The organism is Frankia sp. Mgl5, assembly GCF_023242985.1.
Taxonomy (GTDB): domain Bacteria; phylum Actinomycetota; class Actinomycetes; order Frankiales; family Frankiaceae; genus Parafrankia; species Parafrankia soli.
In genome coordinates, this window is the sequence record NZ_JALKFY010000608.1 from 1 (window position 1) to 23,469 (window position 23,469).

21 protein-coding genes and 1 tRNA gene are annotated in these 23,469 nt (G+C 71.5%); 13 read left to right on the top strand and 9 right to left on the bottom strand.

Translation table 11 applies throughout. The features are described 5' to 3' along the window. Window positions 1–72: 72 nt before the first annotated feature. Window positions 73–1,590, top strand: coding sequence for an FUSC family protein (locus MXD62_RS12475; protein ID WP_308301246.1), 1,518 nt, complete (start codon window positions 73–75; stop codon window positions 1,588–1,590). Here the strand turns inward: MXD62_RS12475 and MXD62_RS12480 are convergent. Continuing rightward, window positions 1,521–2,078 carry a hypothetical protein gene (locus MXD62_RS12480; RefSeq protein WP_248829443.1) on the bottom strand — a complete coding sequence of 186 codons (558 nt, stop codon included), beginning with the start codon at window positions 2,076–2,078 and terminating at the stop codon, window positions 1,521–1,523. The two genes, MXD62_RS12475 and MXD62_RS12480, sit on opposite strands and share 70 nt — an antisense overlap. A 111-nt stretch (window positions 2,079–2,189) precedes the next feature. Here MXD62_RS12480 and MXD62_RS12485 point away from each other — a divergent pair, with 111 nt between their 5' ends. The 4 genes from MXD62_RS12485 to MXD62_RS12500 all read left to right on the top strand — a co-directional run bounded on the left by MXD62_RS12485 (window position 2,190) and on the right by MXD62_RS12500 (window position 4,801). Further along, complete coding sequence (locus MXD62_RS12485) at window positions 2,190–2,597, top strand: hypothetical protein (protein WP_248829444.1); 408 nt, start codon at window positions 2,190–2,192, stop codon at window positions 2,595–2,597. Between the two features lie 161 nt (window positions 2,598–2,758). After that, window positions 2,759–2,847: transfer RNA gene (locus MXD62_RS12490), tRNA-Ser, on the top strand. A gap of 641 nt (window positions 2,848–3,488) precedes the next feature. Further along, complete coding sequence (locus MXD62_RS12495; protein WP_248829445.1) at window positions 3,489–3,836, top strand: hypothetical protein; 348 nt, start codon at window positions 3,489–3,491, stop codon at window positions 3,834–3,836. Window positions 3,837–3,991: 155 nt separating this feature from the next. Beyond that, window positions 3,992–4,801, top strand: coding sequence for a hypothetical protein (locus MXD62_RS12500; protein WP_248829446.1), 810 nt, complete (start codon window positions 3,992–3,994; stop codon window positions 4,799–4,801). Between the two features lie 42 nt (window positions 4,802–4,843). Here the strand turns inward: MXD62_RS12500 and MXD62_RS12505 are convergent, their stop codons facing one another. The 4 genes from MXD62_RS12505 to MXD62_RS12520 form a co-directional block, all read right to left on the bottom strand. Beyond that, entirely contained in the window at window positions 4,844–5,272 is a 429-nt protein-coding gene (locus tag MXD62_RS12505; protein ID WP_248829447.1) for a DUF3817 domain-containing protein, read from the bottom strand. Continuing rightward, window positions 5,269–5,811 (bottom strand): hypothetical protein, encoded by a 543-nt coding sequence (locus MXD62_RS12510; protein ID WP_248829448.1) that lies wholly within the window; start codon window positions 5,809–5,811, stop codon window positions 5,269–5,271. Before MXD62_RS12510 ends, MXD62_RS12505 begins: the two co-directional genes overlap by 4 nt. A gap of 583 nt (window positions 5,812–6,394) precedes the next feature. Further along, window positions 6,395–7,954 carry a hypothetical protein gene (locus MXD62_RS12515; RefSeq protein ID WP_248829449.1) on the bottom strand — a complete coding sequence of 520 codons (1,560 nt, stop codon included), beginning with the start codon at window positions 7,952–7,954 and terminating at the stop codon, window positions 6,395–6,397. A 151-nt stretch (window positions 7,955–8,105) separates the two neighbouring features. Beyond that, on the bottom strand, window positions 8,106–9,149 hold the full coding sequence (locus MXD62_RS12520; protein WP_248829450.1) for a SigE family RNA polymerase sigma factor: 1,044 nt from the start codon (window positions 9,147–9,149) through the stop codon (window positions 8,106–8,108). Window positions 9,150–9,552: 403 nt separating this feature from the next. On the opposite strand from MXD62_RS12520, the gene MXD62_RS12525 reads away from it, so the two are divergent. The 3 genes from MXD62_RS12525 to MXD62_RS12535 all read left to right on the top strand — a co-directional run bounded on the left by MXD62_RS12525 (window position 9,553) and on the right by MXD62_RS12535 (window position 11,517). After that, window positions 9,553–9,819 carry a hypothetical protein gene (locus MXD62_RS12525; RefSeq protein ID WP_235014915.1) on the top strand — a complete coding sequence of 89 codons (267 nt, stop codon included), beginning with the start codon at window positions 9,553–9,555 and terminating at the stop codon, window positions 9,817–9,819. 42 nt (window positions 9,820–9,861) lie between these two features. Then, window positions 9,862–10,854 carry an NAD(P)H-quinone oxidoreductase gene (locus MXD62_RS12530; protein ID WP_083788141.1) on the top strand — a complete coding sequence of 331 codons (993 nt, stop codon included), beginning with the start codon at window positions 9,862–9,864 and terminating at the stop codon, window positions 10,852–10,854. A 99-nt stretch (window positions 10,855–10,953) separates the two neighbouring features. After that, window positions 10,954–11,517: a bacterial proteasome activator family protein gene (locus MXD62_RS12535; RefSeq protein ID WP_248829451.1), complete on the top strand. Its 564-nt coding sequence runs from the start codon at window positions 10,954–10,956 to the stop codon at window positions 11,515–11,517. 43 nt (window positions 11,518–11,560) lie between these two features. On the opposite strand, the gene MXD62_RS12540 is transcribed toward MXD62_RS12535, so the two are convergent. The 3 genes from MXD62_RS12540 to MXD62_RS12550 all read right to left on the bottom strand — a co-directional run bounded on the left by MXD62_RS12540 (window position 11,561) and on the right by MXD62_RS12550 (window position 16,295). Then, a complete protein-coding gene (locus tag MXD62_RS12540) occupies window positions 11,561–13,093 on the bottom strand; it encodes a metallopeptidase TldD-related protein (protein ID WP_248829452.1) in 1,533 nt (510 codons plus the stop codon). After that, window positions 13,090–14,661 carry a TldD/PmbA family protein gene (locus MXD62_RS12545; RefSeq protein ID WP_248829453.1) on the bottom strand — a complete coding sequence of 524 codons (1,572 nt, stop codon included), beginning with the start codon at window positions 14,659–14,661 and terminating at the stop codon, window positions 13,090–13,092. Before MXD62_RS12545 ends, MXD62_RS12540 begins: the two co-directional genes overlap by 4 nt. Before the next feature lie 290 nt (window positions 14,662–14,951). Continuing rightward, the gene (locus MXD62_RS12550; RefSeq protein ID WP_248829454.1) at window positions 14,952–16,295 is read right to left on the bottom strand and encodes a hypothetical protein; all 1,344 of its coding nucleotides are present in this window, start codon (window positions 16,293–16,295) and stop codon (window positions 14,952–14,954) included. A 575-nt stretch (window positions 16,296–16,870) separates the two neighbouring features. On the opposite strand from MXD62_RS12550, the gene MXD62_RS12555 reads away from it, so the two are divergent. Then, a complete protein-coding gene (locus MXD62_RS12555) occupies window positions 16,871–17,287 on the top strand; it encodes a hypothetical protein (protein ID WP_248829455.1) in 417 nt (138 codons plus the stop codon). A gap of 718 nt (window positions 17,288–18,005) precedes the next feature. After that, a complete protein-coding gene (locus tag MXD62_RS12560; RefSeq protein WP_248829456.1) occupies window positions 18,006–18,917 on the top strand; it encodes a Scr1 family TA system antitoxin-like transcriptional regulator in 912 nt (303 codons plus the stop codon). A 42-nt stretch (window positions 18,918–18,959) separates the two neighbouring features. Here the strand turns inward: MXD62_RS12560 and MXD62_RS12565 are convergent, their stop codons facing one another. After that, entirely contained in the window at window positions 18,960–19,769 is an 810-nt protein-coding gene (locus MXD62_RS12565; protein ID WP_248829457.1) for a Cof-type HAD-IIB family hydrolase, read from the bottom strand. 250 nt (window positions 19,770–20,019) lie between these two features. On the opposite strand from MXD62_RS12565, the gene MXD62_RS12570 reads away from it, so the two are divergent. The 3 genes from MXD62_RS12570 to glsA all read left to right on the top strand — a co-directional run bounded on the left by MXD62_RS12570 (window position 20,020) and on the right by glsA (window position 23,405). Continuing rightward, complete coding sequence (locus tag MXD62_RS12570; protein ID WP_248829458.1) at window positions 20,020–20,481, top strand: phosphoribosyl-ATP diphosphatase; 462 nt, start codon at window positions 20,020–20,022, stop codon at window positions 20,479–20,481. Between the two features lie 64 nt (window positions 20,482–20,545). Beyond that, complete coding sequence (hisG, locus tag MXD62_RS12575) at window positions 20,546–21,391, top strand: ATP phosphoribosyltransferase (protein ID WP_248829495.1); 846 nt, start codon at window positions 20,546–20,548, stop codon at window positions 21,389–21,391. 214 nt (window positions 21,392–21,605) lie between these two features. Further along, window positions 21,606–23,405, top strand: coding sequence for a glutaminase A (gene glsA, locus MXD62_RS12580; RefSeq protein WP_248829459.1), 1,800 nt, complete (start codon window positions 21,606–21,608; stop codon window positions 23,403–23,405). Window positions 23,406–23,469: the final 64 nt, after the last annotated feature.

Sequence of the window (23,469 nt, forward strand, 5' to 3'; positions counted from 1 at the left end):
TATTTGTCATTCGCTGCGCGCGGGGGGGGGGCCCCGGGGGGGGGGGCGGGGGCGCCGGGGGGGGGTGGTGGGGTGCGGGTCGGGGACGATCGGCTCGGGATCGCGCGACTCGAACGGTCCGAGCGGGCGATGCGGTCGGCGTTGCTGCGGCAGCTGCGGGAGCCGGCGCCCGCCTGCCCACCGGACCTCGCCGCGGCCGAGGCGTTCCGCCTGCGCCGGCTGGCCCGGGGGGCCAGGGAACTGGCGCTGAACGTGCTGCGGGTGACCGGCCCCCTCCCGCCCCGCCCGCCTGCGAGTCCCGTCCGGCGCGCCGTGGACGCGTTCCATCACGCGCGCCGGCTGGTGCGCGAGCGGGGAACCGCCGCGACCGATCTCGCCGCCGGCTACGCCAGCCCGCGGTCGGTGTGGTTCCGCAACAGCGTGCGCGGCTCCCTCGGCCTCACCACGGCGGTGATCATCGCCCAGGCCGCCGGGCTCCAGCACGGCTTCTGGGTCGTGCTGGGGACCTTGTCCGTCCTGCGCTCGAACGCCATGGCCACCGGTTCCGCCGCGGTACGCGCGCTCGCCGGTACCGGAGTCGGCATCGTCGTGGGTGGCCTTTTCGTGGTCGCCGTCGGCACCCACACCGCCGTCCTGTGGGCGGTTCTCCCGCTCGCCGTGCTGCTCGGGAGCTACTCCCGCCGCAGGTCGGGGTTCGTACTGGGCCAGGCGGGCTTCACGGTCGCCGTGCTCATGCTGTTCAACATCGTCGAACCCGCCGGCTGGCGGGTGGGCATAGTACGGATCCAGGACGTCATGATCGGGTTCGGGGTGAGCATCGTCATCGGTGCCCTGCTGTGGCCCCGCGGCGCGGTCGCCGTGATCCGGGCCCGCGCCGAATCCGCCTACCGAAGTGCGGTGACGTTCCTCGATCTCGTCGTCCCGCACGCGCCGGGTGCCCCCGAGCATCCGGCCGTGGCACCGGCCGCCCGCGAGGCGATCCGGGCCGGCCGCCTCCTCGACGACGCCGTACGCCAGTTCCTCGCCGAGCAGCCGCCGGGCCGCTTCGACGTCGACGCGCTGATGACGATCGTCGCCGGCGCGCTGCGTATCCGGCGGACGGCGCAGCTCCTGTGGAACGGGGACGTCCCCTGGCCGCCCGATCTGACGCCCGATCTCCTACGCGCGACCGGCGCCGGCCGCGCCGAGGGCAGCGGCTTCGCCGCCGCCCAGGGCATCCTCATCGAGGACATGCGGGACCTCTGTCGTTGGTACACCGCCTACGCCACGGCCCTCGGTGCCGCGCGGCGGCCACCCGAGCCCGAAGCCGGCTCCGGCCGGGCCGCTACAGCCGGGCTGATCATGATCCACAGGGCTGCCCGCGCGCACCGCGGCCCCGAGATCCTCGCCGGTGCCGCGCTGACCTCCCGGGCCGCCTACCTGGACATCCTGCGCGACCTGCAGCCCCGGCTGACGGCCGCCGCCACGGCGCTCGACCGGACGTCCGACGGCGGCCGGGACCGCCCGCGCAAGCCGGTCGATCAGGCGCCGGGGCCCCAGGGGTCGCGGCCGGCCCCGGAACGCTCACGAGCCTTCATCCGAGCCTCGTAGACGTGCCGCTGGCCGTCGGTGAGCAGGGCGCGCACTCGTTCCTCCGTGCTGACGAACGGCCGGTAGTACAGGTCGTCGTACTCCTCGACGATCTGGAACGTCCACCGTCCGTCCAGCACGTTGCGGCCGTGCAGCTCCCGCCGTACCTCGGCCGCCAGCCGCGGGTGCCCGGCCTCGCGCAGGGCGTCCAGCGCCTCGCCGAGAATGAGATCGGCGCGGCCGGAGAGCTGGTGGAAGGAGTACAGCGCGCCCCGAGCGCGCTCCACCCACTCGAGGGCCTCGCTGAGCTTGCCGGCCGCCGCAGAGGTCGCGTCGTCGACCTGCGGGACCGTCCGATCAGCCGTGGGCTCTGCGAACTCTGCGGGTGTGGCGGGCGTCGCGGAGGACGGGGGCGGCGGGGGTGCGGCGCGCGCTGTGGGCTTCTGGGCCGCCCACGAGGTGTGGCGATCGTGCCGCCCCGCGGTGTTCGGTGCATGGGCACTGGTCACAGTCCTGGCGTGCCCGGCCGGGCCGGACACAATCAAACCGATCTTGCTCGGACCACCTGAGGCGACCGGCACGATGGGCGTGGCGCGCGGCCGATGACGGAGGAGAACACGGTGGACCACGAAGACACTGATGGTCCGTGGTGGGTGCACTGCCGGTGCGGTGAGCTCAACGGCGAACATCCGACCGAAGCCGACGCCCGTGCGGCGGCGGATGGCCATTCGGCCTCGGACAGGCGATGCGGCGAGATCTCGATGAGCGCCTGCCGACCGGGCATCGGCTTCGTGCCGATGTTCCTGCTGGGCGACGACAGCTGCACCGACGCGACGACCGACCAGGAGGCCGACGGCCAGTGGCAGGTCACCTGCTCCTGCGGCGCGCTGGACAGCCTGCGCTTCCTCACCGCACAGGACGCCCAGGAGGCGATGGACGATCATCTCGACGCCGAGGACGACCGCGCCCGCGCGCTCTTCGAGCAACTCGCCGGGGACGGCTTCGAGGGCCGCCTCCGCCGCGGCTGACGAGCCGGGGTCAGAGGCCTTTCGTCTCCCGACCGAGACAGTCGGGTGATGTCCCGGACACCACGGCCGCGGGCTGTGAGATCCTGGTCAGGTACCCGGCGGGCACATGACAGTCGAACTCCGGCAAGCCGGACACAGCCTGGCAGAGTCTCCGCAGGTCAGGAGGGCTCGCCTAGTGGCCGATGGCGGCGGTCTTGAAAACCGCTAAGGGGAGTGATCCTCTTCGTGGGTTCGAATCCCACGCCCTCCGCTCTGTGATGTCTCAAGACATCGGCATAGCCCTGAACCCACGATCCTGGGTTCAGGGCTTCGTGGTTTTCGGGCCCGGCCATGCGGGATCTCCCGCAGGGCCGGGACCCCCGGGCGGGGGACGGACGGGCGGCGCATATGGGGTCGTGACGGCATCGGGGGGTGGCGGCAGACTCGGTGATGGCAAGCGGGTGACGGGGGTAGGGCGCTTTGGTCGGGGGGCCAACGTCCAATCACACCCGCGGCCTGGGCGCACGCCGGCACGGGGGCGGCGTGCGGTAGGTGGTGGGCACCAGTCCGGGGGGATCCGGTGCCCACCACCCATCCGAACGGACCGGTGAAGTGATCGTCCGGACTCACCCGATCAGGCCAGGTCCCCCCGGGAGGTGGACGCGCGCCGCAGGTGGGTCTGCGGCGCGATCGTGCGGTCCTTCGTGCGGGAGCCCAGGTAGCGGGCCTGCGTGGCCGCCTGGAAGGGCCAAAAGCGGGCCGTACGAACAAGAACTCTGAAGAGTCGACGCCCGGTTGCGTGACGCTTGTGCCGGTGTACGACAGGATGGCCCGGTGCCTCCCCGCCGCTCTACTGGTCGGCGCGCGATCCCGGCCCCGCTCGCGCCGAACACCGCCCCACGTGCCGTTTCGGTGACGTTGCCGATCCGTCCGGGCCCGTCCGCCCAGCAGGCACTGCCCATGCCGGTCGAGTCCTCCCGTCAGCCCGCGCGCCTGCGCGACTTCCCCACCGCGATGAGCTGTGGCGGCTGCGCCGAGCACTGGTCCGATCTTGAGGCAGCCCACTGCCGGGCGTGTCATCAGATCTGGCCGTCGGCGGTCGGGTTCGACGATCATCTCGTCGAGTGCCCGGCCGCGCCCGAGATCGCCCCGCGTAAGCCGAAGCGGATCCCGGACCAGCGTCGACGTCCAGCAGAGGGCGCGGAGGCCGGGCCTGACCTCCCCGCGGACGCTGCCCGCGACGAGTGGAACGTCGCCTGACACCGACCGGCTGAGGGGTCCCGCGGGGCAACCTGGCGCGGACGAGCCGGCCATCGGGCGCAACGGCCCGGTCGGTGGGTCCTCGAGCTGCTACGTTCCGGCGCGGGAGCGCGGTTGGGCGTTCCGCTAGGGCGTGCGCGGGGCGGGAGGACGGCATGACCGTGTGCGGGCTGCTGCGGCTGGACGGCGCGGATGTCCGTCGCTCGGCGCTGACCGGGATGCTCGCGGCTTCCTCGATCGGTCTGCCCGCCGCGCGTCGCGTGCACCTGGATGGTCCGTTCGGGGTGGTGACGGCCGCTGACAGCGCCGCCGGCCCGATGCCGTCCGTGCTTGTGGGGCCGTCCGGGCTGGTCATCGTGATCGCGGAGCATGCCGCGGACGGGTGGGTCGTCCCCGGCGTGGGATCGGTGACCGTGCTACGGCCGGGGAGATCATGGCGGCCGGTGCCGCTGCGCTCGCTGCGCGGGGGGAAACCGGACGGAGACGCCGTCCACCTCGGAAAACGGAGGGACCCAGGTGATCTGGGTGATGCCGGCGGGGCTGTTGACGATGAGCTCGGTGGTCTGGGATCGCGCGGGGAGCGGGACCGGGCGGCTGACGGAGATCACGGCACGGGAGTCGCGTCCGCGCTGATGCGCGCGTACCGGGCGGCTGGCCAGCGCGCGCTGGAGACGCTGGGGGAGCACCTGCTGGCGATCGTCTGGGAGCCGGGCCGCCGGCGGATGATCGTGAGCCGCGGTGGCCGGCGCGCGGAGGAGCTTGTGGTCTGGTCCGACGGGCGGTACTTCGCGTTCGGGATGGAGCGGGCTCAGGTCCTCGCGGCGCGGCCGTTCGGGCTCGCCCGGCCGCGCCGACTCGCGGCCGGGGAGACCCTTCCCGTCACCGTCGCGACCAGGATCCGGCGCCCGCCGTTCGTGGACCTCCCCGAGCCGCGGGGGAGCGAGGCCGACGTCCCGGCGACCTGACGACCTGGTCCGCTGCCGGCAGCGGCGGGGTGGGTGCGGTGCCTAGGCGGGTGCCCGGCCGGTGCCGGCAGCGCCGGCGAGCCCGGCGCGGACGAGCCCGGCGATCTTCCGCTCCGCGACGAAGGACAGGAAGGGGATCGTGCCCGCGAGCATGACCAGGACGGTCCGGCCGGCCGGGAGGCGGATCCGGCTCGCCAGATCGAGCGTCGCCGCCAGGTAGACCATGTAGAGCACGCCGTGGATCGGCCCGATGGCCGCCACGACGGACGGCTCGTCCGCCAGGTACTTCAGCGGCACTCCGACCACGACCAGCGCGATCAGGACGACGCCGACCACATAGGCGATGATCCGGTAGCGCAGGAGCGCGGACCTGACCGCGGCGGGCGCGGAACGCCCCCCACCGGGCGTTGCCGGCCGACCGGACGCCGGGGCGGCCGACCGTGACGTCACGGGGTCGGAGGATGCCGTCACCGGCGGTCTCCCTTGGTGTCGTTGTCGGAGCCAGCGGCGTCGCGTTCGTACAGCGACGCGAGATAGCGGTTGTAGGCGGCGAGCTCGCGGTCCTCGTCGGTCTCCATCTCGGCCAGCGGATCACCGGCCAGCGGATCACCAGCCGTCGGACGGCCGAGCCGGGCCGGCGCGGGCGTCACCGCCACGGTTCCGGCTTTCCCCTGGCGCGGTACGGCCACGAGTGAGCCTGGTCCGTTCAGGGGGTCGCCGCCCGTGGGAACGGGCGCCTCGGGCGCGATGCGCCCGGCCTTGCCCCACTGGGGTCCCGGATCGTCGGGGTCGCGTGGGCGGAGATCCTCGGAGATCATGCGATACCACCAGTAGACGACGAACGCGGCGAACACCGGCCATTCGACGCCGTAGAAGAGGTTCTGCATGCTGCCGTGATCGGATTCGCCCTTCGTCCACTGCCAGACGCCCATCCGGAGGAAGAACGCGATCAGGAGGAGCGCGAGCGCGTGACGGGCGAGCCACCACGGGGAGAGCAGGATCCTGCGCACGGGACCGACGCTACCCGCCGGGTTGGGCCGGCGGGTACAACAGACGATCCGGACGTGGCGGACGCCTCCTGCCGGGGCTGCTCCGACTGGTCCGACCGGGCGATTGACCCGGATCACACTGTGATCCAAGTCAAGGGTCACCGGGAGGTGCCTGACTGGGCCGGCCGGCGGGGGAGGGCGCCATGGGGAAGTGTGGTGGGAGGGCCTGACGGGCGGAAAGTAACCCTCCCACCGGACGGAGCTCTGGTACCCGCTCGGCGGAGGGCACTTCGTTTGCCGAGCGGCGTACCTGGTGTTTCGAGCTTCCGCGCTGTGTGCGGCCCGCCCGCCCGGCTGGGGGGGGTTAGCGGGGATCGGGCGGGCCGGAACGACCACCGCAACCTGGCGCGGAGTACGGCGGTGCGTTCATATGTCCAGTCGCTTCGGACCATGTGCCAGGTTGCCATCTTTCGCGATGTTTTTTTCTGTTGTCCGAGAAGAGTCCTTCGATAGGTCTCGGTGTTTGCCTGGTGTCTGCCGTGTTCTTTGGTTGGCCGCTGTGCGGTGTGGCTGAAGCGGTTCGGAACCCGTGCCGCGGCAGTCCTCAGTAGAGGACTGCCGCCGCGAGCGTGAGTAGCCCGACGCCCGAACCGGCCGCCACGGTGACGGCGATCGAGCCCTGACCGCGGGGAAGCCACACGGAGAGCACCCCGTCGGCGTCCCCCCGCTGCCGGGCACTTAGTGCCACGCTGCGCGACCAGGCGTTCCGACCATCGCCCACGGTGACGCGCACGCTGCCGTCCGGGGAGCCCAGATAGAGATCGAGGCGCCGCGCCTGGCCGGCCAGGGCCACGTCCAGCCGCACGGAGCCCTCGATGACCAGTCGGTCGTCGTCGCGGGAACCGGAGCTGACGGGCCGGCCGCCGTGCCAGGAGAAGCGGTTGGCGAATCCGCCCGAGCCGGAGCCGGGGCCGCGCTCGATCCGGGCGGTGCCGATCCCGGGCCGGGGGATGTCGGCCCGGGTCTGGACACCGTCCGCGCCGAACAAAACCCAGTCGAGGCACCCCGCCGTCGGCAGGCTCACCTCCTGGCCGTGGCTGAACGGCGCCGTGGACACGCTGACACCGCCCGAGCCCCCTGAACCGTCGGAGCCGCCGGAGTCACGCCGTGCGCCGTCGCGACCCGGGGGCGTGTCGGCTTCGCCGGCTCCGCGGTCCGCGGAGCCGTCCCGGCCGCCGGAGTGGCGCGAGTCGTCGCGGCGGGGAGCGGTGCCGTTGTCACCGCTGTCACCGCTGCCCGGCCGGGTGTCCCGCGGCGCCGATCCGCCCGTCCCCTGGTCAGATTGGGACGCCGGTCCGTCCGGCGCGCCGGACGGTGCCGCGCTCGTGCCCGCGCCCTGGGACGGAAGATCTTCGGGGCTCAGCACTGCCGGGTCCCCGTCGCCCGGCGCCGGACTCGGTGGCCCGGCGCTACTCGGAGTGGGGGTGACGCCGAGGCTGTCGGCCGGTGGCGCATTTCCGGCATCGGCGGAGGCTGCGCGGGGAATCCGGGTCGGCGCGGCCGTCACGGTGCCCGTGTCCGGCCGGGGGGTGAACAGGGTGCCGCTCAGCAGGACGACGCCGATCAGGGCGGTCGCGGCCGTGCCCACGACCGTGGGGATGAGCAGGCGTGGCCGCGTCCGGCGAGGGCGGCGCTGGCGCGCGGTCGCGCGCGGGCGTGCGGCTGCTCCCGCTGGCGGTGGGGTTTCTGCCGGTCCTGGTTCTACTGGTCCTGTCGACGGTGTTGGTCCTGTCGGCGGCGGTGCTCCTGCCGGGGACGTCGTCCCTGCCAGCGGCGCCGGGATCACCGGGCGATCGACCGGCCGGGCCGCGGGCGCCAGGTGCCGGGCTGCCGACGGGTCCATCGCGGCGATGCGGGCACGGATGCGTTCTGTGTCCGGATCGTGCTCCGTGAGCTCGCGGGCCAGTAGGGACCGCAGCGTGCTGGTGAAATCTTGGGAGGACGGCGGCGTGGCCGTGGCTGCTCCGGAGCCGTCGCTGACGGGCGCCGAGGCCGCCACCGAGCCGGTCTCAGCTCGATCGCCGGTGCCAGCCTGATCGCCCGCGGTGCCGTGACCGTCCACCCGGCGGCGGGAAGAGCTCGAGATGAAACGGTCCCTGATCATGGCATGTCCATTATGAGACCCGCGATCGTCGTGGGTACCACTCACCGCCGTACACAGTCATGGTGTGAGGTCTCCAGGATCCGAGGGCGTCTCGCCGGAGGAACGTGCTGGTGGGTCCTCCTTTGTGCGCTCCGGGGTCTTGGGAGTGTTCTCAGCCCTCGCTGCCGCGGAGCCGTCCGGGTGCCTCGCTGTCGCGCAGCCGGTTCAGTGCCGACCGGGCGACGCTCGCCGGATCCGTTCCGCCGGCCGCACGCCGGCGGCCGCGCGTGGCGCCGGCCCGGCGCGGTGCCTGTGGGGCCAGGGGGTGCGCGTCCGGTTTTCGGGCCGGGGTGCCGTCCGGCGGGTCGGAGCGGGTCAGTTCGGGCCTGGTGCCGAGTACCCGTTCGAGCTCGGCCACCGCCTTGGATGTCTGGCTCTTCACCGTTCCGACGGAGATTCCCAGCGTCCGGGCGGTGTCCGCCTCGGACAGGTCGAAGGCGTACCGCAGCACGACACACGCCCGCTTCCTGGCTGGAAGGGTCATCAGCGCGGCGCGCAGGTCCACGGCGGCGGGAACGTCAGCGTCGTCCGGAGCGTGCTCGGTGCGTTCGGCCAGCATGCCGAGGACGGTCATCCCCCGGCGTTCCCGGATCACCCGCCGCAGCCGGCTGGTGGCCAGATTCGCCACGATGCGCCGCACGTAGGCGAGTGGGCTGTCCGCGCTGCTGACCCGCTCCCACTTGGACCAGGCGGCCGTGAGCGCCTCGGCGGTGAGGTCGTCAGCCGCGTCGTGGTCGCCGGTGAGCAGGTAGGCGAAACGCGACAGCTCGCGGTGGTGGCGCTCGAAGAACTCCCGGAACTCGACCGGCGCGTTCGGGGGCGTGCCCGTGCCGCCGGCAGACTCCGGCCCAGCCGTCTCGCCTGGAACAGGCTCGGGGTCCTCCAGGTCGGACCACCCCGCCTCGTCCCGAGCCGTGTGCCAGCCCGGGAGCCGATCGTCGGAGCCGGTGAGCCCGTCGTCGGAGCCCTGGCGCTGGGGCGGGGCGCCGCTGGCGGTCGCATCGGTGCTCACGCCCGCGGCCAGGGAGTCCGGGTACCAGTGCGGTCCGCGTCCACGGTGCGCCCCCGCGCTCTGGTCCGGTCGTGGCGGACGCGCCCGGCCGGTGGGCAGGCGTGGCACATGGACGCCGACGTCCGCGGCGCTGTCCACACTCACCAGGCACACTCCCACGGCTGGTCTTGGCGATACTCGTGTGTCCACGGGTGTCTCCGCCGCGGCCGCGGGAGATCCTTGTTAACGGGTACGACATCGCCGCTCGACCGGACGGTACTCCGTGCCGGAAGTATCGCGAAAGGGGTACATCCCGACGAAATCGCCTTCTGGCCGGATTCGTTTCCTGGCTGGGCGCGTGACCTGGCGGTACCCGTTCCAGGCTCGGGCGGTGGTGTCTCGTGCCGGGCTGGTGCCGTCCCTACTGGGTTCACGCGCCTGGGGCTGTCGGAGGCGGGGCTGTCGGGCCAGGGCCGTCGCGGCCGGGGGTTTCGCGGCGGGGGCTTCGTGGCCGTCGGCGCTGAACGGCGATGTTTCCCGCGGACGGGGTGCGGGGTAGGCGATGTCTATGTCTGCGCTGACTGCTCGGGTGCCGTCTGCCCTGGAGCTGACCGCTCGAGTGCCGCCTGCCCTGGAGTCGCCCGGCCCGGCGCGCGCGCCGGGCGCCACCCCGCGGCGGCCCGACCCGCCCCCGCTCGACCCGGACGCCCCGATACCGGACGATCCCGGGCCGTTGCTCCCCGACACCCCCGACCTTCCGCCCGCGCCGCACGAGCCGTCCCCTTTCACCCCGCCGGCCCCCGAGCGGCCGGAACCGGAGCCGGAACCCGTCTGAGCTCGCGCCGGCGCACCCGGCCCGCGCCGTACAGTGAGGTCCGTGCATGCGGTGACGGTGAGCGCTCCCGGTGGACCCGACGTCATGAGCTGGTCGGAGGTGCCCGACCTCCCGCCGCCCGGCAACGGTGAGGTCACCGTCGACATCGTGGCGACGGCCGTCAACCGGGCGGATCTGCTGCAGCGGCAGGGCTTCTATCCCCCGCCCCGCGGCGCGACCGAGATCATCGGGATGGAGTGCTCCGGCCGGGTGGCCGCGCTGGGCCCCGGGGTCGACGGTTTCGCCCTGGGCGACGAGGTGTGCGCGCTGCTGGTGGGCGGGGGATACGCGACCCAGGTCAATGTCCCGGCGGCCCAGCTGCTGCCGGTTCCCTCCGGGGTCGACCTCATCCATGCCGCGGGCCTGCCCGAGGTCGCGTGCACCGTGCACTCCACGGTCTTCGAGCGCGCGGCCCTGGCGGACGGCGAGGTCTTTCTCGTCCACGGCGGCGCGTCCGGCATCGGTACCTTCGCGATCCAGGCTGTGCGGGCGCTGCGCCCGTCCGCGGTGGTCGCCACGACGGCGGGCAGCGCGGAGAAGCTCGTCCGCTGCCGCGAGCTCGGCGCGCACATCACGGTCGCCTACCGGGACGAGGATTTCGTCGCCCGGGTGCGGGCGGAGACCGGCGGCCACGGCGCCGACGTCATTCTCGACAACATGGGCGCGTCGTACCTGGAGCGCAACGTGGACCTGCTGGCGACCGAGGGCCGCCTCGTCGTGATCGGACTGCAGGGCGGCACCAAGGGCACCCTGAACCTGGGAGCCCTGCTCCCCAAGCGGGCCAGCGTGCACGCGCTCTCGCTGCGCGCCCGTCCGGACGCGCAGAAGGCCCGGATCGTCGCGGGCGTGCGCGAGGAGTTCTGGCCGGAGGTCGCCGCCGGGCGGATCCGGCCAGTGATCGACCGTGTCCTGCCGATAACCGAGGTCGCCACGGCCCACCGGGTGCTGGAGGAGTCCGGGCATGTGGGCAAGGTCGTCATGACGGTGGGCGGCTGAGCCGGCGGTTCGGCCGCCGGGGTGAACTGCCGTGACCGAACGAGATGTTCGCCGTGCCACCGGATGGATTCGTCCGACCAGGAGGGCAGGATGGTGGGCATGACAGACCAACCGGAACCCCGTGTCGTCGTCGTCGGCCCGGACGGCGCCCTGCAGGAGGCCCCCGGCGCGGTAGGCGTCCCGCTCACGCCCTCCGCGGGGCACAGCGGGCGGGCCGGCGCTGATGGGCCGGGCGAGGGCAAGAACCCCTTCGCCGGCATGGTGTCCCAGCCGGACAAGGTCATGCGGATCGGTACCATGATCAAGCAGCTGCTCGAGGAGGTGCGGGCCGCACCGCTCGACGACGCCAGCCGCGTCCGGCTCCGGCAGATCCACCAGAGCTCGATCACCGAGCTCTCGGACGGGCTCGCCCCGGAGCTACGCGCGGAGCTCGACCGCCTGTCGCTGCCGTTCGACGAGGACGCGACCCCCTCCGACGGAGAGCTGCGGATCGCCCAGGCGCAGCTCGTCGGCTGGCTCGAGGGGCTCTTCCACGGGTTGCAGACCGCGCTGTTCGCCCAGCAGATGGCGGCGCGGGCGCAGCTCGAGGAGATGCGTCGCCGGGCTCTGCCCAGCGGGCAGCAGCAGGGCGACAACGAGCCGTTCGGCGGCGCCTACCTCTGACGCCGGTGACGCCGGCACCCGCCTGGTGCCGGCGTCGGGCGGGTCAGCTCGCCGGGCTCACCGAGCTCATGTTGAAGTCCGGAATCCGCAGCGCGGGCATTCTGGCCAGCGTGAACCAGTCGGCCCACTCCCGCGGCATCGTCCGCGTGCTGGCACCGATCTCGGCGATGCGGCCCAGCAGGTCCACCGGCGACTCGTTGAACCGGAAGTTGTTGACCGCCCCGACGACCTCACCGTTTTCGATGAGAAAGACGCCGTCCCGGGTGAGGCCGGTGAGTAGCAGGACCTGCGGGTCGACCTCCCGGATGTACCACAGGCAGGTCAGGAGCAGACCGCGCCGCGTCGAGGTGATCATCTCGTCCAGGGTGGCGGTGCCGCCGCCGTCGAGGAGCAGGTTGTCGACGAAGGGGGTCACGGCGATGCCCTGACCGGCGAGGCCGGCCGCGCCGGCGCTGATGCCGTTGCCGGAGCTGTTGCTGGTGCCGTTCGGCGCGGGGGCCGGGGCGGCCAGGCTCGCGGCGCGTGCCGACGAGCGGGTCTGGACAAGCGCGTTGAGACGACCGTCCCGGATCCAGTCGGTCGGTCCCAGCGGCAGCCCGTTGTCGAAGACACTCGAGGTCGCCGAGGACGCACCGGCCGTCACGAACGGCGCGGTCGTCAGGCCCGCCGCGCCGGGGTCGCTCCACAGGCGCAGGCCAGCGGGGCCGAGCGCCTCGCCCACGCGCGTCCCGCCGCCGGCGCGGCTGAACACCGTGCGTCCCTCGGCGGCGTCCCGCCCGGCCGCCGACCAGTACAGGTAGACCATGAGGTCGGCGACGGCGGAGGGGGGGAGAAGCGTCTCGTACCGGCCGGCCGGCAGCTCCACCGACCGGTCGCACCAGCGCAGCCGGGCCCGCAGACGCGCGTCGGTCGCGGCGACGTCCACATCGGTGAAGTCCTGGGTGGACTGCCCGTGCCACACGGAGCCACCGGGGGCGGCGCTCTTCGCGTTCCACTCCACCGAGCCGGTGGGCTGGCTGTGCCGCAGCCGCAGGCCGGTCGACGTCCCGAGCCAGGTCGTGGTGTGGTCGTGCTCGGCGAAACCGAACAGGCGCCGGCCCTCCGCCCGCGCCGCGCCGAACGCCTCGGCCAGGTCGCCGGCGAAGGAGGCGAACACGTCGCTGCTGGTCCGCTCGGCCGGGTCGGTGAAGGATTGGCCGCCGACCGCCGCCGCCGCCGCGGGCACGACCAGGTCGCTGTAGTCCTCGGCGTCGTCTGATTCGCGTGCGGCCGCCTCGGAGGCGCGGACCAGCGCCTCCAGGCCCGCCAGGTCGGCCCCGCCGCCCGGCCCGTCCACCGTGGAGGTGGAGCGCACCCCGAACGAGCGCCCGATCACGCTGATGATGGTCACGGAGCGGTCACGCGCGGCACCGTTCGTGGTGAGCGTGTTGTTCGCCCAGCGCAGGTTCACCGTGCTCGACTCGCTGGCGATCACGATCGCGCCGTCCGCGCGGGACAGCTCCAGCGCCCGTTCGACGATCTCGTGCGAAGCACGGATCGCCTGTGTCGTGCCCGTCACCGGGAGCCCCTCGCTCATCGGCCGCCCTCGCGGCGCGTGTTCAGGATGTTGACGTCGCGGAACAGCGCCGACGGGCAGCCGTGGCTGACCGCCGCGACCTGGCCGGGCTGGCCCTTGCCGCAGTTGAACGCCCCGCCCAGCACGTAGGTCTCGGGGCCGCCGACGGCGTCCAGCGAGCCCCAGAAGTCCGTGGTGGTCGCCTGGTAGGCGACGTCGCGCAGCTGGCCGACGATCCGGCCCTTGCGGATCTCGTAGAACCGCTGCCCGGTGAACTGGAAGTTGTAGCGCTGCATGTCGATCGACCAGCTCCGGTCGCCGACCACGTAGATCCCCCGGTCGACCCGGCCGATCAGGTCCTCCGTGGACGGCCCGCCGGGCGCGGGGAGCAGCGAGACGTTCGCCATCCGCTGGATCGGTACATGCCCGGGGGAGTCCGCGAAGGCGCAGCCGTTGGAGCGGTCCACGCCGAGCGCGGACGCGTTCTGCGCCGCCATCCGCCGGTCGAGCTGGTAGCCGACCAGGACACCGTCGCGGACGATGTCCCAGCGGCGGGTCTGCACGCCCTCGTCGTCGTAGCCGATGCTGGCCAGGCCGTGCGGTGCCGTCCGGTCGCCGGTCACGGTCATCGCCGGTGATCCGTAGCGCAGCGACCCGAGCTTGTCGAGCGTGGCGAAGGACGTCCCGGCGTAGGCGGCCTCGTAGCCGAGAGCCCGGTCGAGCTCGGTGGCGTGCCCGACCGACTCGTGGATCGTCAGCCACAGGTTCGACGGGTCGATCACCAGGTCGTAGCGTCCTGGTTCCACCGACGACGCCTTCGCCTTCTCGGCCAGCAGCGAGGGGATGAGCTCGATCTCGGACTCCCAGTCCCAGCAGCCGGCCGCCGGGCCGCCGACCATCCACTCCCAGCCGCGGCCGGCCGGAGGCGCGATGGTGCGCATGGACTCGAAGCCACCCGCCGGGTCGACCCGGGTCGCCTCGAGCTGGCAGAGCACGCGGACCCGCTGCTGGGTGGTGTCCGTCCCGGCGGTGTCGGCGTAGAACTTGTTCTCCATGACGGCGGCGAACCGTCCGTCGACGTGATCGACGTCCTCGGCGGAGTACAGCGACCGGCACAGCCCGCCGATCCGCTCGACCTGGTCGCGCGGATCGACCGAGAACGGGTCCGTGGCGTAGCTGGAGACCCAGGTCGCGCCGGCGTGGACGGGCTCGTCGGCCAGCTCGACCGGCTCGGAGTTCAGCGGCCGCGCCACCTTCGCCATGGCGACGGCCTCCCGGGCGACCCGCACGGCCTCATCCACGGTCAGATCCACACCGGCGGCGAAGCCCCAGGTCCCGTCGTGGACGACGCGGACGGCGAAGCCCGCGGTGACACCGTCCGAACGGCTCTCCAGGCCGGCGTCGCGGAACGACAGCGACGACTCCTTGAGACGTTCGATCCGGATGTCGGCGTGGGCGGCACCCAGGTCTCGGGCGGCCTGGAGCGCGGCGTCGGTGAGAGCCGCGGTGGGCAGCGCGCGGAACTCCTCGTCGATCTCGTGCGGCGGCAGGGCCGGCTCGGCCGAATCCCGGGGAACGGAGGTCGCCATGCTCCTATCCTGGCCTCCCCGCCCGCCGGTCGCGCCATCGCATGCGACTGGCGCCCGGGGATCGCGTCGCCGGGGTGCTGGAGCCAGCGCCGGAGCCGTGACGGAGCCACGGAGACCCACGCACGTGGGTCTCCGGGTCGGCCTCCCCCCGAGCTGAGGCCGACCCGGAGACGCGCGGGCGCCCGACGACCTCGTCGGCGCGGTTCACACGGGTGTTCACTGCTGCTGCGGACGGCTACCAGACGGGGCACATCGGTCAGCGGTGGACGAGCCCCTCCCAGACTCCGTGATCAGAGATCGCCGGGAGGGTCGGACCGGTTGGCCCCGTCAGCCGCCTGGCCGGGTGGGACGGGGCCGTCGGCCTGGCTGAGCGGGGCGGGGCTGTCAGCCGGATTGGGCCGGGTCGGCGGGGCGGCCGAATCCGGCGGCGTGGAATGGGTGTGGGGAGCAGCCTGGCCCGGTCCCAGACGGGACCGGCCAGGCCCGGCCGGATGCTCGCCCGGCCGCCGTCGCCCGCGGAACGCCGTGTTCTCCGCCTCACCCGGCGTCGACCGGACGGGGTGGCGGGGCGGGATCCGAATCCGGTGTCTCGGCGGCACCGCCGGGCGCTCACCGGTGGGTGCGTCGGTCTGCTCGGTCCCCAAAGCCTGCGCGGTCCGTGCCGGACCGATCGGCTCCGCGGATGTCTCGGCGTCACCCGGCAGGCTCGGTCCGATCCGTGTCCCGATGACGGCATCCCAGCGACGTTCGACCTCACGGACGGCCTCGACCAGTTGCTCCATCCGGGCGGCCGACATCTTGCCGTCGAAAAGATCCAACGTCGTGGTCAGCGCACTGACGAAGTATCGGGCGTCCGGCGCGAGAAGGTCGACGCGGGCCGGTCTGCCGGGGCGGGGCATCATGGCGTTCAGGTACAGGCCGGCCAGGCGGTCAATGCGGGCCTGGAGGTTCTCGAGGAACGGGTTGTCCAGGGGCTTCCACACGTCGCCGGGTGGTCGCGCCGAGGTATGTGCCTCTCCCGTCGCCGCCGGTTCGCGTGGCTCGGCTCGGCCGGTCGTTCCTGGGCCGGCCGCTCCGTTCCCGGTTCCCTCCGGTGCTCCGACGGAGTGGGCACTGTTGTCGGACGGCCATGCGTCATGGCCGTCCGTGTCGGGCGCCGCCGATTTCCACGACGTCGACGAGCCGGGACCGTGCGCTGGCCGGGGCCCCACGGACAGATCCGGGTAGACGACCTCGTCGCCGTTTTCGTCCAGGTGGTCGTACGTGTACCAACTGTCGGATCTCCGGGACCACAGTGCCCACACCACGGTGCCCAGAACAATGAGGACCACACCCAGCGCGGTCAGCGCGAAGGCACCCCAGTGGGTCCCGCTCCCCGAGATGTCTGCCGGGTCCGTGCCCTGGGTGGTGGCGGGTGCCGGAGGAGGCGTCGCGGGGTCGCTGTCGTGCGTACCGCCGAACAGCCAGCTCAGAATCGCCGCCGCGCCCGTGAGAAGCAGGGTGGGAATCGCCAGCAGGCCGGCGAGCCGGAACCTGCCGAGGCAGGCAGCGACGACGGTCAGGGCTACACCGATGGCGACGAGCGTCCCGACCGGGACGTCCGCGCCCGGAGGTGTGGAGAGGACAGCGTTCATGCCCGGCCTCCGTGCGTGACGCCGATCGCGGCCGGAGCGCGGCGCACGGCCAGGTGGAAAGCCGGGACGGGGCTCCGGAGAACGGTGGGCACCGGCGCACAGGATTCGAGGGGAATAAGTGGCGAGAGCCATGATCTCGTAGGGGACCGTGGTCCGATGGATGGCCTCGCCCCCGAGCCAGACATCCGATGCACCTCCTGGGGTGCGGTAGAGCTGTGACCGCCCCGGTGCATCTCCAGGGCTCTGTACGGATGGTGTCCGACTCGCGATCGAATCTCAAGGCCTCGTCCGCGAATAATTCGACCAACTCTGCGAATGTCGTCTAAAGTCGAGTTTCGATTACAAGCTGCTATCGGCCGATCGCTTGCTGCTTCTGTCCGCGTTGACCTGTTCTGCGAATTAAGTCAACTAGGTCCTTTTTGGATATCTGAATTTCGGGATCCTGGATCACGTTCGTGGTCTACTCGACCTACATTGACCCCGCCGTCAGGGGAGCGGGCCTGCCGCGTGCGCCATGCGGGTCTTTTGGAAATTACCGCCGGCGGCCATGGGGCATGTACAGAGAGGTCGAGCGGATGCTCCTGACTCCCATCACTTCTCTGTGTAACGGAGGTGCGTGCCCCGCGGTATACGTCACCGATCTCGGATCGGTCGCCGTCCAGGGCATGGTATCCACCTCGCCGGCCACGTCCGCCTCCGTCGAGCAGGCCGTGGAGATACCGGCCTCTGTCTACTGGAGCGCGGTGCGGGCGCTGGAGCCCCGCGTCGAGCCGGTCCCTCGTCCGCTGGACCGATACGACCAGGGGTGCGCCGGCGTATACGTGGTGACCGCGGAGCGCATGTTGGTCCGGGGTCGTCATCTTCGGCCGGGGGTGGTTGCGGTCGTGCTCTCGGCGGGCGAGGCCGTGGTCGAGATCGAGGTCGACGCCTTTCTCGGCGTGGCTCGTACGACGGGCGCGGTCCGTACGGGCAGGCCGACAGGCCGGTCATGAGTGAGCTTTGCCCGATGGCGTTCCGGCGTGACAGCAGTTCATGAACGGACCGCCGGCGCGCAAGGCGGGGATGTGGCGAGGATCACACTGAAGTTGGGATCGTGTCGCCACTCCGCTCTCGTGTGCTTGTAGTGGAAACGCCGCAGGTCGTGGGGTTTGTCCGGTCTCATCGGCCGACCCGAGGGCTGGAGGCGATCGGCGGGAGGGAATATCGGCCACCTTGCGGAGGCTTGCCGTCCACCGTCGCCCTTTCGTGACGCCACGTGTTCGATTGGATGCGCAAGGTGGCCCGAGCCTGTGATTCCCTCGCTGTCGCGTCGAATATGTTCCGGAGAGTTGCCGGTCCCTCGGACTATTCGGCCAGCAGTCCGCGTGGCGCGCTGGTCTGGAGTACTAGACTGGGTGGGTCCGGCCTGTCTGTATGGACTTTGATGATCAGGAGTCTGGGGCGATGAAGCTCATCCCGTTGGCCGGCACAGCGTGTTCATCCAAAGCTTGCCCCACCGTGTTCGTGGCGGAGGGTGACGATCTGGTCGTTCAGGGGTATGTCGTGCCGGACCAGCGTGACGGAAGTATTCCTGCGGGTGAAGCCAGGGTGCGCATACCTCGCCACCTCCTCCTCGAGGCGGCCCGGAAGCTCCCGGAGCTGGACTGATGGCGTGCCGCCCCGATCTCTCCCTTCTCCCTTAGCCGCACGGACCGTGGTCGGGTATCAGGGGTGACCGCCGTGGAAGATGACTCGAGCCGCGTACCAGACGACTCGGACGAGGTCGATTTTCCGTCCGCGACGAGGATCGGGGCGGCGCTGGCTCGACTGCGTCGGGACCGCGGAATAACCGGCGAGGCCCTTGGCGCGCTGGTGGAGATGAGCCAGGCGAAGATCTCGAAGCTTGAGCGCGGTCAGATGCGTCCGAACCCCGAGGATGTCGAGCGGATCGCGAGGGCGCTCGACGCCCCTGCGGTGCTGCTGGACGAGCTGGTGGATCATTCCAGGCGTCTCCGCTCCGCGGCGCCGCGGCGTCGCGGCAGCCGGCGAACTGGAATGGCTGGACAACAGGAATACTTCAACGAAGAGGGCGGGGCACGGTACGTCAGGTGCTATGAGCCCGTTGTCGTTCCGGGTCTACTTCAGATCAGCGAGTACACCCGGCGCGTCGCCAACGGATACTTTGCGTTGCAGAGCGGCGAGGGCTCGGCCGAAGAAGATTGGCACGCCGACACCGCTGCAACGGTCTCGCTGCGCGCGCGGCGGCAAGAGCGCTTGTACGACCTCGACCGAAAGTTTGATTTCGTCGTGATGGAGGCGGTCTTGGGGAACCGCTTTGCCTCGCCGAGTTACATGCTTGCCCAGATCGATCGTATCGAGTCTGCTTCTGGGCTCAAGAACGTTACGGTGCGTGTGGTACCGAATGACATCGAGCTGTTATGGCCGCCGGTTGTGGGTTTCACTATTCTCGATGATTCCATGGTCCTTACCGAGACCACGGACGCGACGATGATTCGCGATCGGCAGACCGTCGCTTTCTACCGGCGAGTCTACGAGTACTTCGCCAAGAAAGCTGAGACCGATCTTGGGGAAATACTTGCGCGTTACCGAGCCAAGTACGTGGATCTGGCGCGTTCACGCTGACGGTTGATCCGTTACCAATGTTCGCGATCACTGTTCGTATGGCTACGACCCATACAGCCGTTCCAGCACCTGGGCCACACCGTCATCATCGTTCGACGCGGTGATCTCGTCGGCGGCGGCGAGGACGTCCGGATGGGCGTTGGCGACGGCGACCGCGTGCCCGGCCCAGGCGAACATGGGCAGGTCGTTGGGCATGTCGCCGAACGCGACCACCTCGGCGGCGAGCACACCGCGCTCGCTCGCCAGTTCAGCCAGCGCGACGGCCTTCGACACCCCCGGGCCGGCGATCTCGATCAGGTCGTGACTGGACGTCGTGACGACCGCCTCGGTTCCGGCCAGGGCGACGACCGTCTCGTACACGTCGGCCAGCGACGCGCCGCCCCGGCGGACCAGCAGCTTCGTCGCGGGCAGGTGCTCGAGCAGCTCGTGGAAACCGGCGACCAGTTCGCCCGGATCCGGCCACATGGTCAGGAAATCGGGTTCGCGGCCGAATCGCACGCCGCTCTCCACCGCGAAGGTGACGTCGGGTACCGCTGCCCGGATCGCGGCGGCCAGCTTCAACGCCGCGGGCGTCTCCAGAATCGTCTGGCTTACCGGAACGCCGGTGTCGAGGTCGTAGACGAGTGCGCCGTTCGCGCAGATGGCGAGGCCCGAGACCGCGGTCTGCCGGACGACGTCCGCCATCACCCGGGTGGGACGGCCGGTGACGAACACGACCGTGGAGCCGGAGTTCTCGACCTGTCGCAGGGCGTCCCTGGTCCGGTCGGAGACGGTGCCGTCGGTGCGGATCAGGGTTCCGTCCAGGTCGGTGGCGACGAGAACGGGACGGGACACAAGTAACCAGTCAACCATTCACCGGGATGGGACACCATCGTCCGAGAGGGCTGCGCCGGTGTCGTCCTCACGTCCCGAACGGTGTCCCGAACGGTGTCGCGGGCGAACGGTGTCCCGGGAGCGGGGAACCGGATCTCCGCCGGGGATGATCCCGTTCCCGGACACCGCCGACGAGCCGGATATCGGAGATCAACGGCGCCTGACACGGTGGCGCACACCGATGATCGTTGCCGGCTGTCGTCCCCGCCACTGCGGGTAGCATGCGGACATGGCCTTCTCCGACGCGTCCGAGGCGTCTCGTTCGCCCGTTACCGGCGGCGCGGGGGGCACCGACGGTGGGAGTGGCGGGGGCGTCCCGGGAGGGGAGTCCGCGGCCGCCGGTGACCAGGCCGGTGGTACGCCGGGCGGAACCCCACCGTTGCCGTCTGTCGTCGGATCACCTCGTGGCGCGAGAACAGGCCGCGAGAGAAAAACATTTGACGAACTCTTTGCCGAGCTCGGCGGGAAATGGCGTGAGCGGACGCCGGGCTCCGGTACTGTCGCCGCGCTCGACCTGGGCGTGCACCATCTCGGCAAGAAGCTCGTCGAGGAGGCCGCCGAGACGTGGATGGCCGCCGAGCACGAGAGTCGGGAGCGGGCTGCCGAGGAACTCTCCCAGCTCCTCTACTGGAGCCAGCTGATGATGATTTCCCTGGGCCTTTCTCTGGACGACGTATACTCGCACCTGTGAGTAGGTCCTGCCTTTCCGTGGTCGTCCGCTTTGCGGCCCTCCGTGCCTTTGGCGAGTGTTGATGATGCTGCGTATCGCGGTTCCGAACAAGGGTGGGCTCGCGGCGGCCTCCAGTCAGTTGCTGTGCGACGCGGGTTACCTCGCGCGGCGGGAGTCCGCCGAGCTGGTGGTGGCCGATGTCGAGAACGACATCGAGTTCTTCTTTCTGCGTCCGCGTGACATCGCCGTGTACGTAGGCACCGGCCGGCTCGATCTCGGCATCACCGGCCGTGATCTCCTCGTCGACAGCAACACGTCGGCGCAGGAGCTGGTACCCCTCGGGTTCGGCCAGTCGGCGTTCCACTACGCGGCGCCGGCCGGCGCCATGAGCGACCTCAAGGAGCTTGACGGGCTGCGGGTCGCCACGTCGTTCCCCGGCCTGGTGCGTACCGACCTCGCCGGGCGCGGCATCTCGGTCCAGATCGTCAAGCTGGACGGCGCCGTCGAGACCGCCGTGCGGCTCGGCGTGGCGGACGCGGTGGCCGACGTCGTCGAGACCGGGCGGACCCTGCGGGCGGCCGGGCTCGAGCTCGTCGGCGAGTCGGTGCTGCGCTCCGAGGCAATCATGATCGCCAAGCGCGGGGCGGATCTGTCGGCCGCTCACGAGCGGCTGCTGCGCCGGGTGCAGGGCGTCCTGGTGGCCCGGCGGTACGTGATGATGGACTACGACGTGCCCTCCTCCGTGCTGGAGAAGGCCTGCGAGATCACCCCGGGCTACGAATCCCCGACGATCTCCCCGCTGCAGCGGGAGGGCTGGGTCGCGGTCCGGGCGATGGTCCTGAAGGCCGACGTCAACCGCACCATGGACGACCTGTGGGATCTCGGCGCGCGCGGGATCCTGGTCTCCGGTATCCAGGCCTGCCGGCTGTAGCACTCGGCCCACTGACGGCCGTGCCGCGAGCGCCGGCCACGCCTCGGCGCTGGCTGTCGCGCCTGGCCGGCTGGCGCTCGTTCGGCTGGCGCTGGTTCGTCCGGCCACGTCCGCACGATGTTCGTGTTTTCATCGATCCATGCGCGCGGGCGGGAACGCACGGACAGCCAAGGACTCCCGTCTACGAGCACCGGACGCCGGTCCGATGGAGCGGATGCTCGCGGACATCCATGAGGCTTTCCGTACCGACCGGTCCGGGAAGGTCGCCAGCTTCATCCCCGAGCTCGCGACCGCGGACCCGGCCCTGTTCGGCCTTGCCGTCACGACGATGGACGGGCTGCGCTACCGGGCGGGCGACAGCGACGTCCCGTTCACGATCCAGTCGGTGTCGAAGCCGTTCGTTTACGCGCTGGCCCTGCGCGACCGCGGGACCGACGGTGTGCTGGCCAGGGTCGGGGTCGAGCCGACCGGCGACGCCTTCAACGCGATCACGCTCGAGCCGGAGACCGGCCGTCCGCTGAACCCGATGGTGAACGCCGGGGCGCTGCTCACCTCCAGCCTGGTGGGCGGCGGTGACGCGGCCGAGCGTTTCGACCGTGTCCTGACGGGTCTGTCGGCGTTCGCGGGCAGGCAGCTGACCGTGAATGAGCGGGTCTTCGTCTCCGAGCGGGACACCGGTGATCGAAACCGTGCGATCGGCTACCTGATGCGTGGCGCGGGGGCCCTGCGGGGGCCGGTGGACGAGATCTGCGAGGTCTACTTCCGGCAGTGCGCCGTCGAGGTCACCGCGGCGGACCTCGCGGTGATGGCCGGCACCCTCGCCCGCGGCGGGGTGAACCCGCTGACCGGCGAGCGCGTCCTGAACGAGGAGCACGTCAGCCATGTGCTGACCGTCATGGCGACCTGCGGCATGTACGACCGGGCGGGAACCTGGCTGTTCCGGGTGGGCCTGCCCGCGAAGAGCGGGGTCGCCGGAGGAGTGTGCGCGGTGCTGCCCGGGCAGCTCGGGATCGGCGTCTTCAGCCCGCCGCTCGACGAGGTGGGCAACAGCGTCCGCGGCGTGCGCGCCTGCGAGCGGCTGGCCTCCCGGTTCGCACTGCATCTCCTTGCCCCGCAGGGAGAACCGCCGCACCCGGTGCGGGGCACGCACCGTGGCGACGCGCTGAGCTCGAAGCGGATGCGAGGCGCGCGGGAACGGGCCGTCCTCGCCGTACGGGGTTCCGCGATCGTCATCCACGAGCTGCAGGGCGATCTGGTGTTCGCCAGCGCGGAGCGGGTTGTGCGCACCGTCCGCCAGCACCTGGACGACGTCCGCTGGGTGGTGCTCGACCTGCGCCGGGTGGCCGCCGTCCGGGAGCCCGCCCTCGAGCTCCTGCGGGTGCTGCTCGACGAGCTGGCCAGCCGGGACGTCAACGTCCTGTTCGCCGACCCGCGTGGGCTCCCGGGCGTCGACCGGCTGATGCGGGGGGACTGGAGCACGCAGCGCGTTGCCGATCTGGAGACCGCGCTCGAATGGGCGGAGGAGGCGCTGCTGATGCGCGAGGACCTCGCGACCCTCCCGCCGACCGCGCACGTCCCGCTCGGTGCGCAGGAACTGCTCGCCGATCTCGGCAAGGAGGGCACCCGGGTCATCGGCGCGATGTGCGAACGACGCACCTACGAACGCGGCGCGACGGTCTTCGACGAGGGAGATCCGGCGGACGCGCTCTACTTCGTCACCAGGGGCCTGGCGAACGCGCAGGCGCCGAACGCGGACGGGACGCGCTGGTTCCGGCTCAGCTCGGTTCCGGCCGGCAGTGCCTTCGGTGAGCTGGCACTCGTCGACGGCGGCCGGCGTTCCACCCGGATCGTCGTCGCGGAGACCATGACCTGCGAGGTGCTCTCGGTCGCGGCGTTCGACACCCTGGTGCGCGAGCATCCGGACGTCTACAACGCGCTGGTGCGCGCGATCGCGCGCAGCCTCTCGGCGCAGCTGCGCCGAGCGACCCGGGAGATCCAGTCGCTCGAAGAGTGAGTGCATCCGGGCCTGGCCTGCCGCCCGTGGGCGCGAGCCGAGCCCGGAACGACTGCGAGCCGGG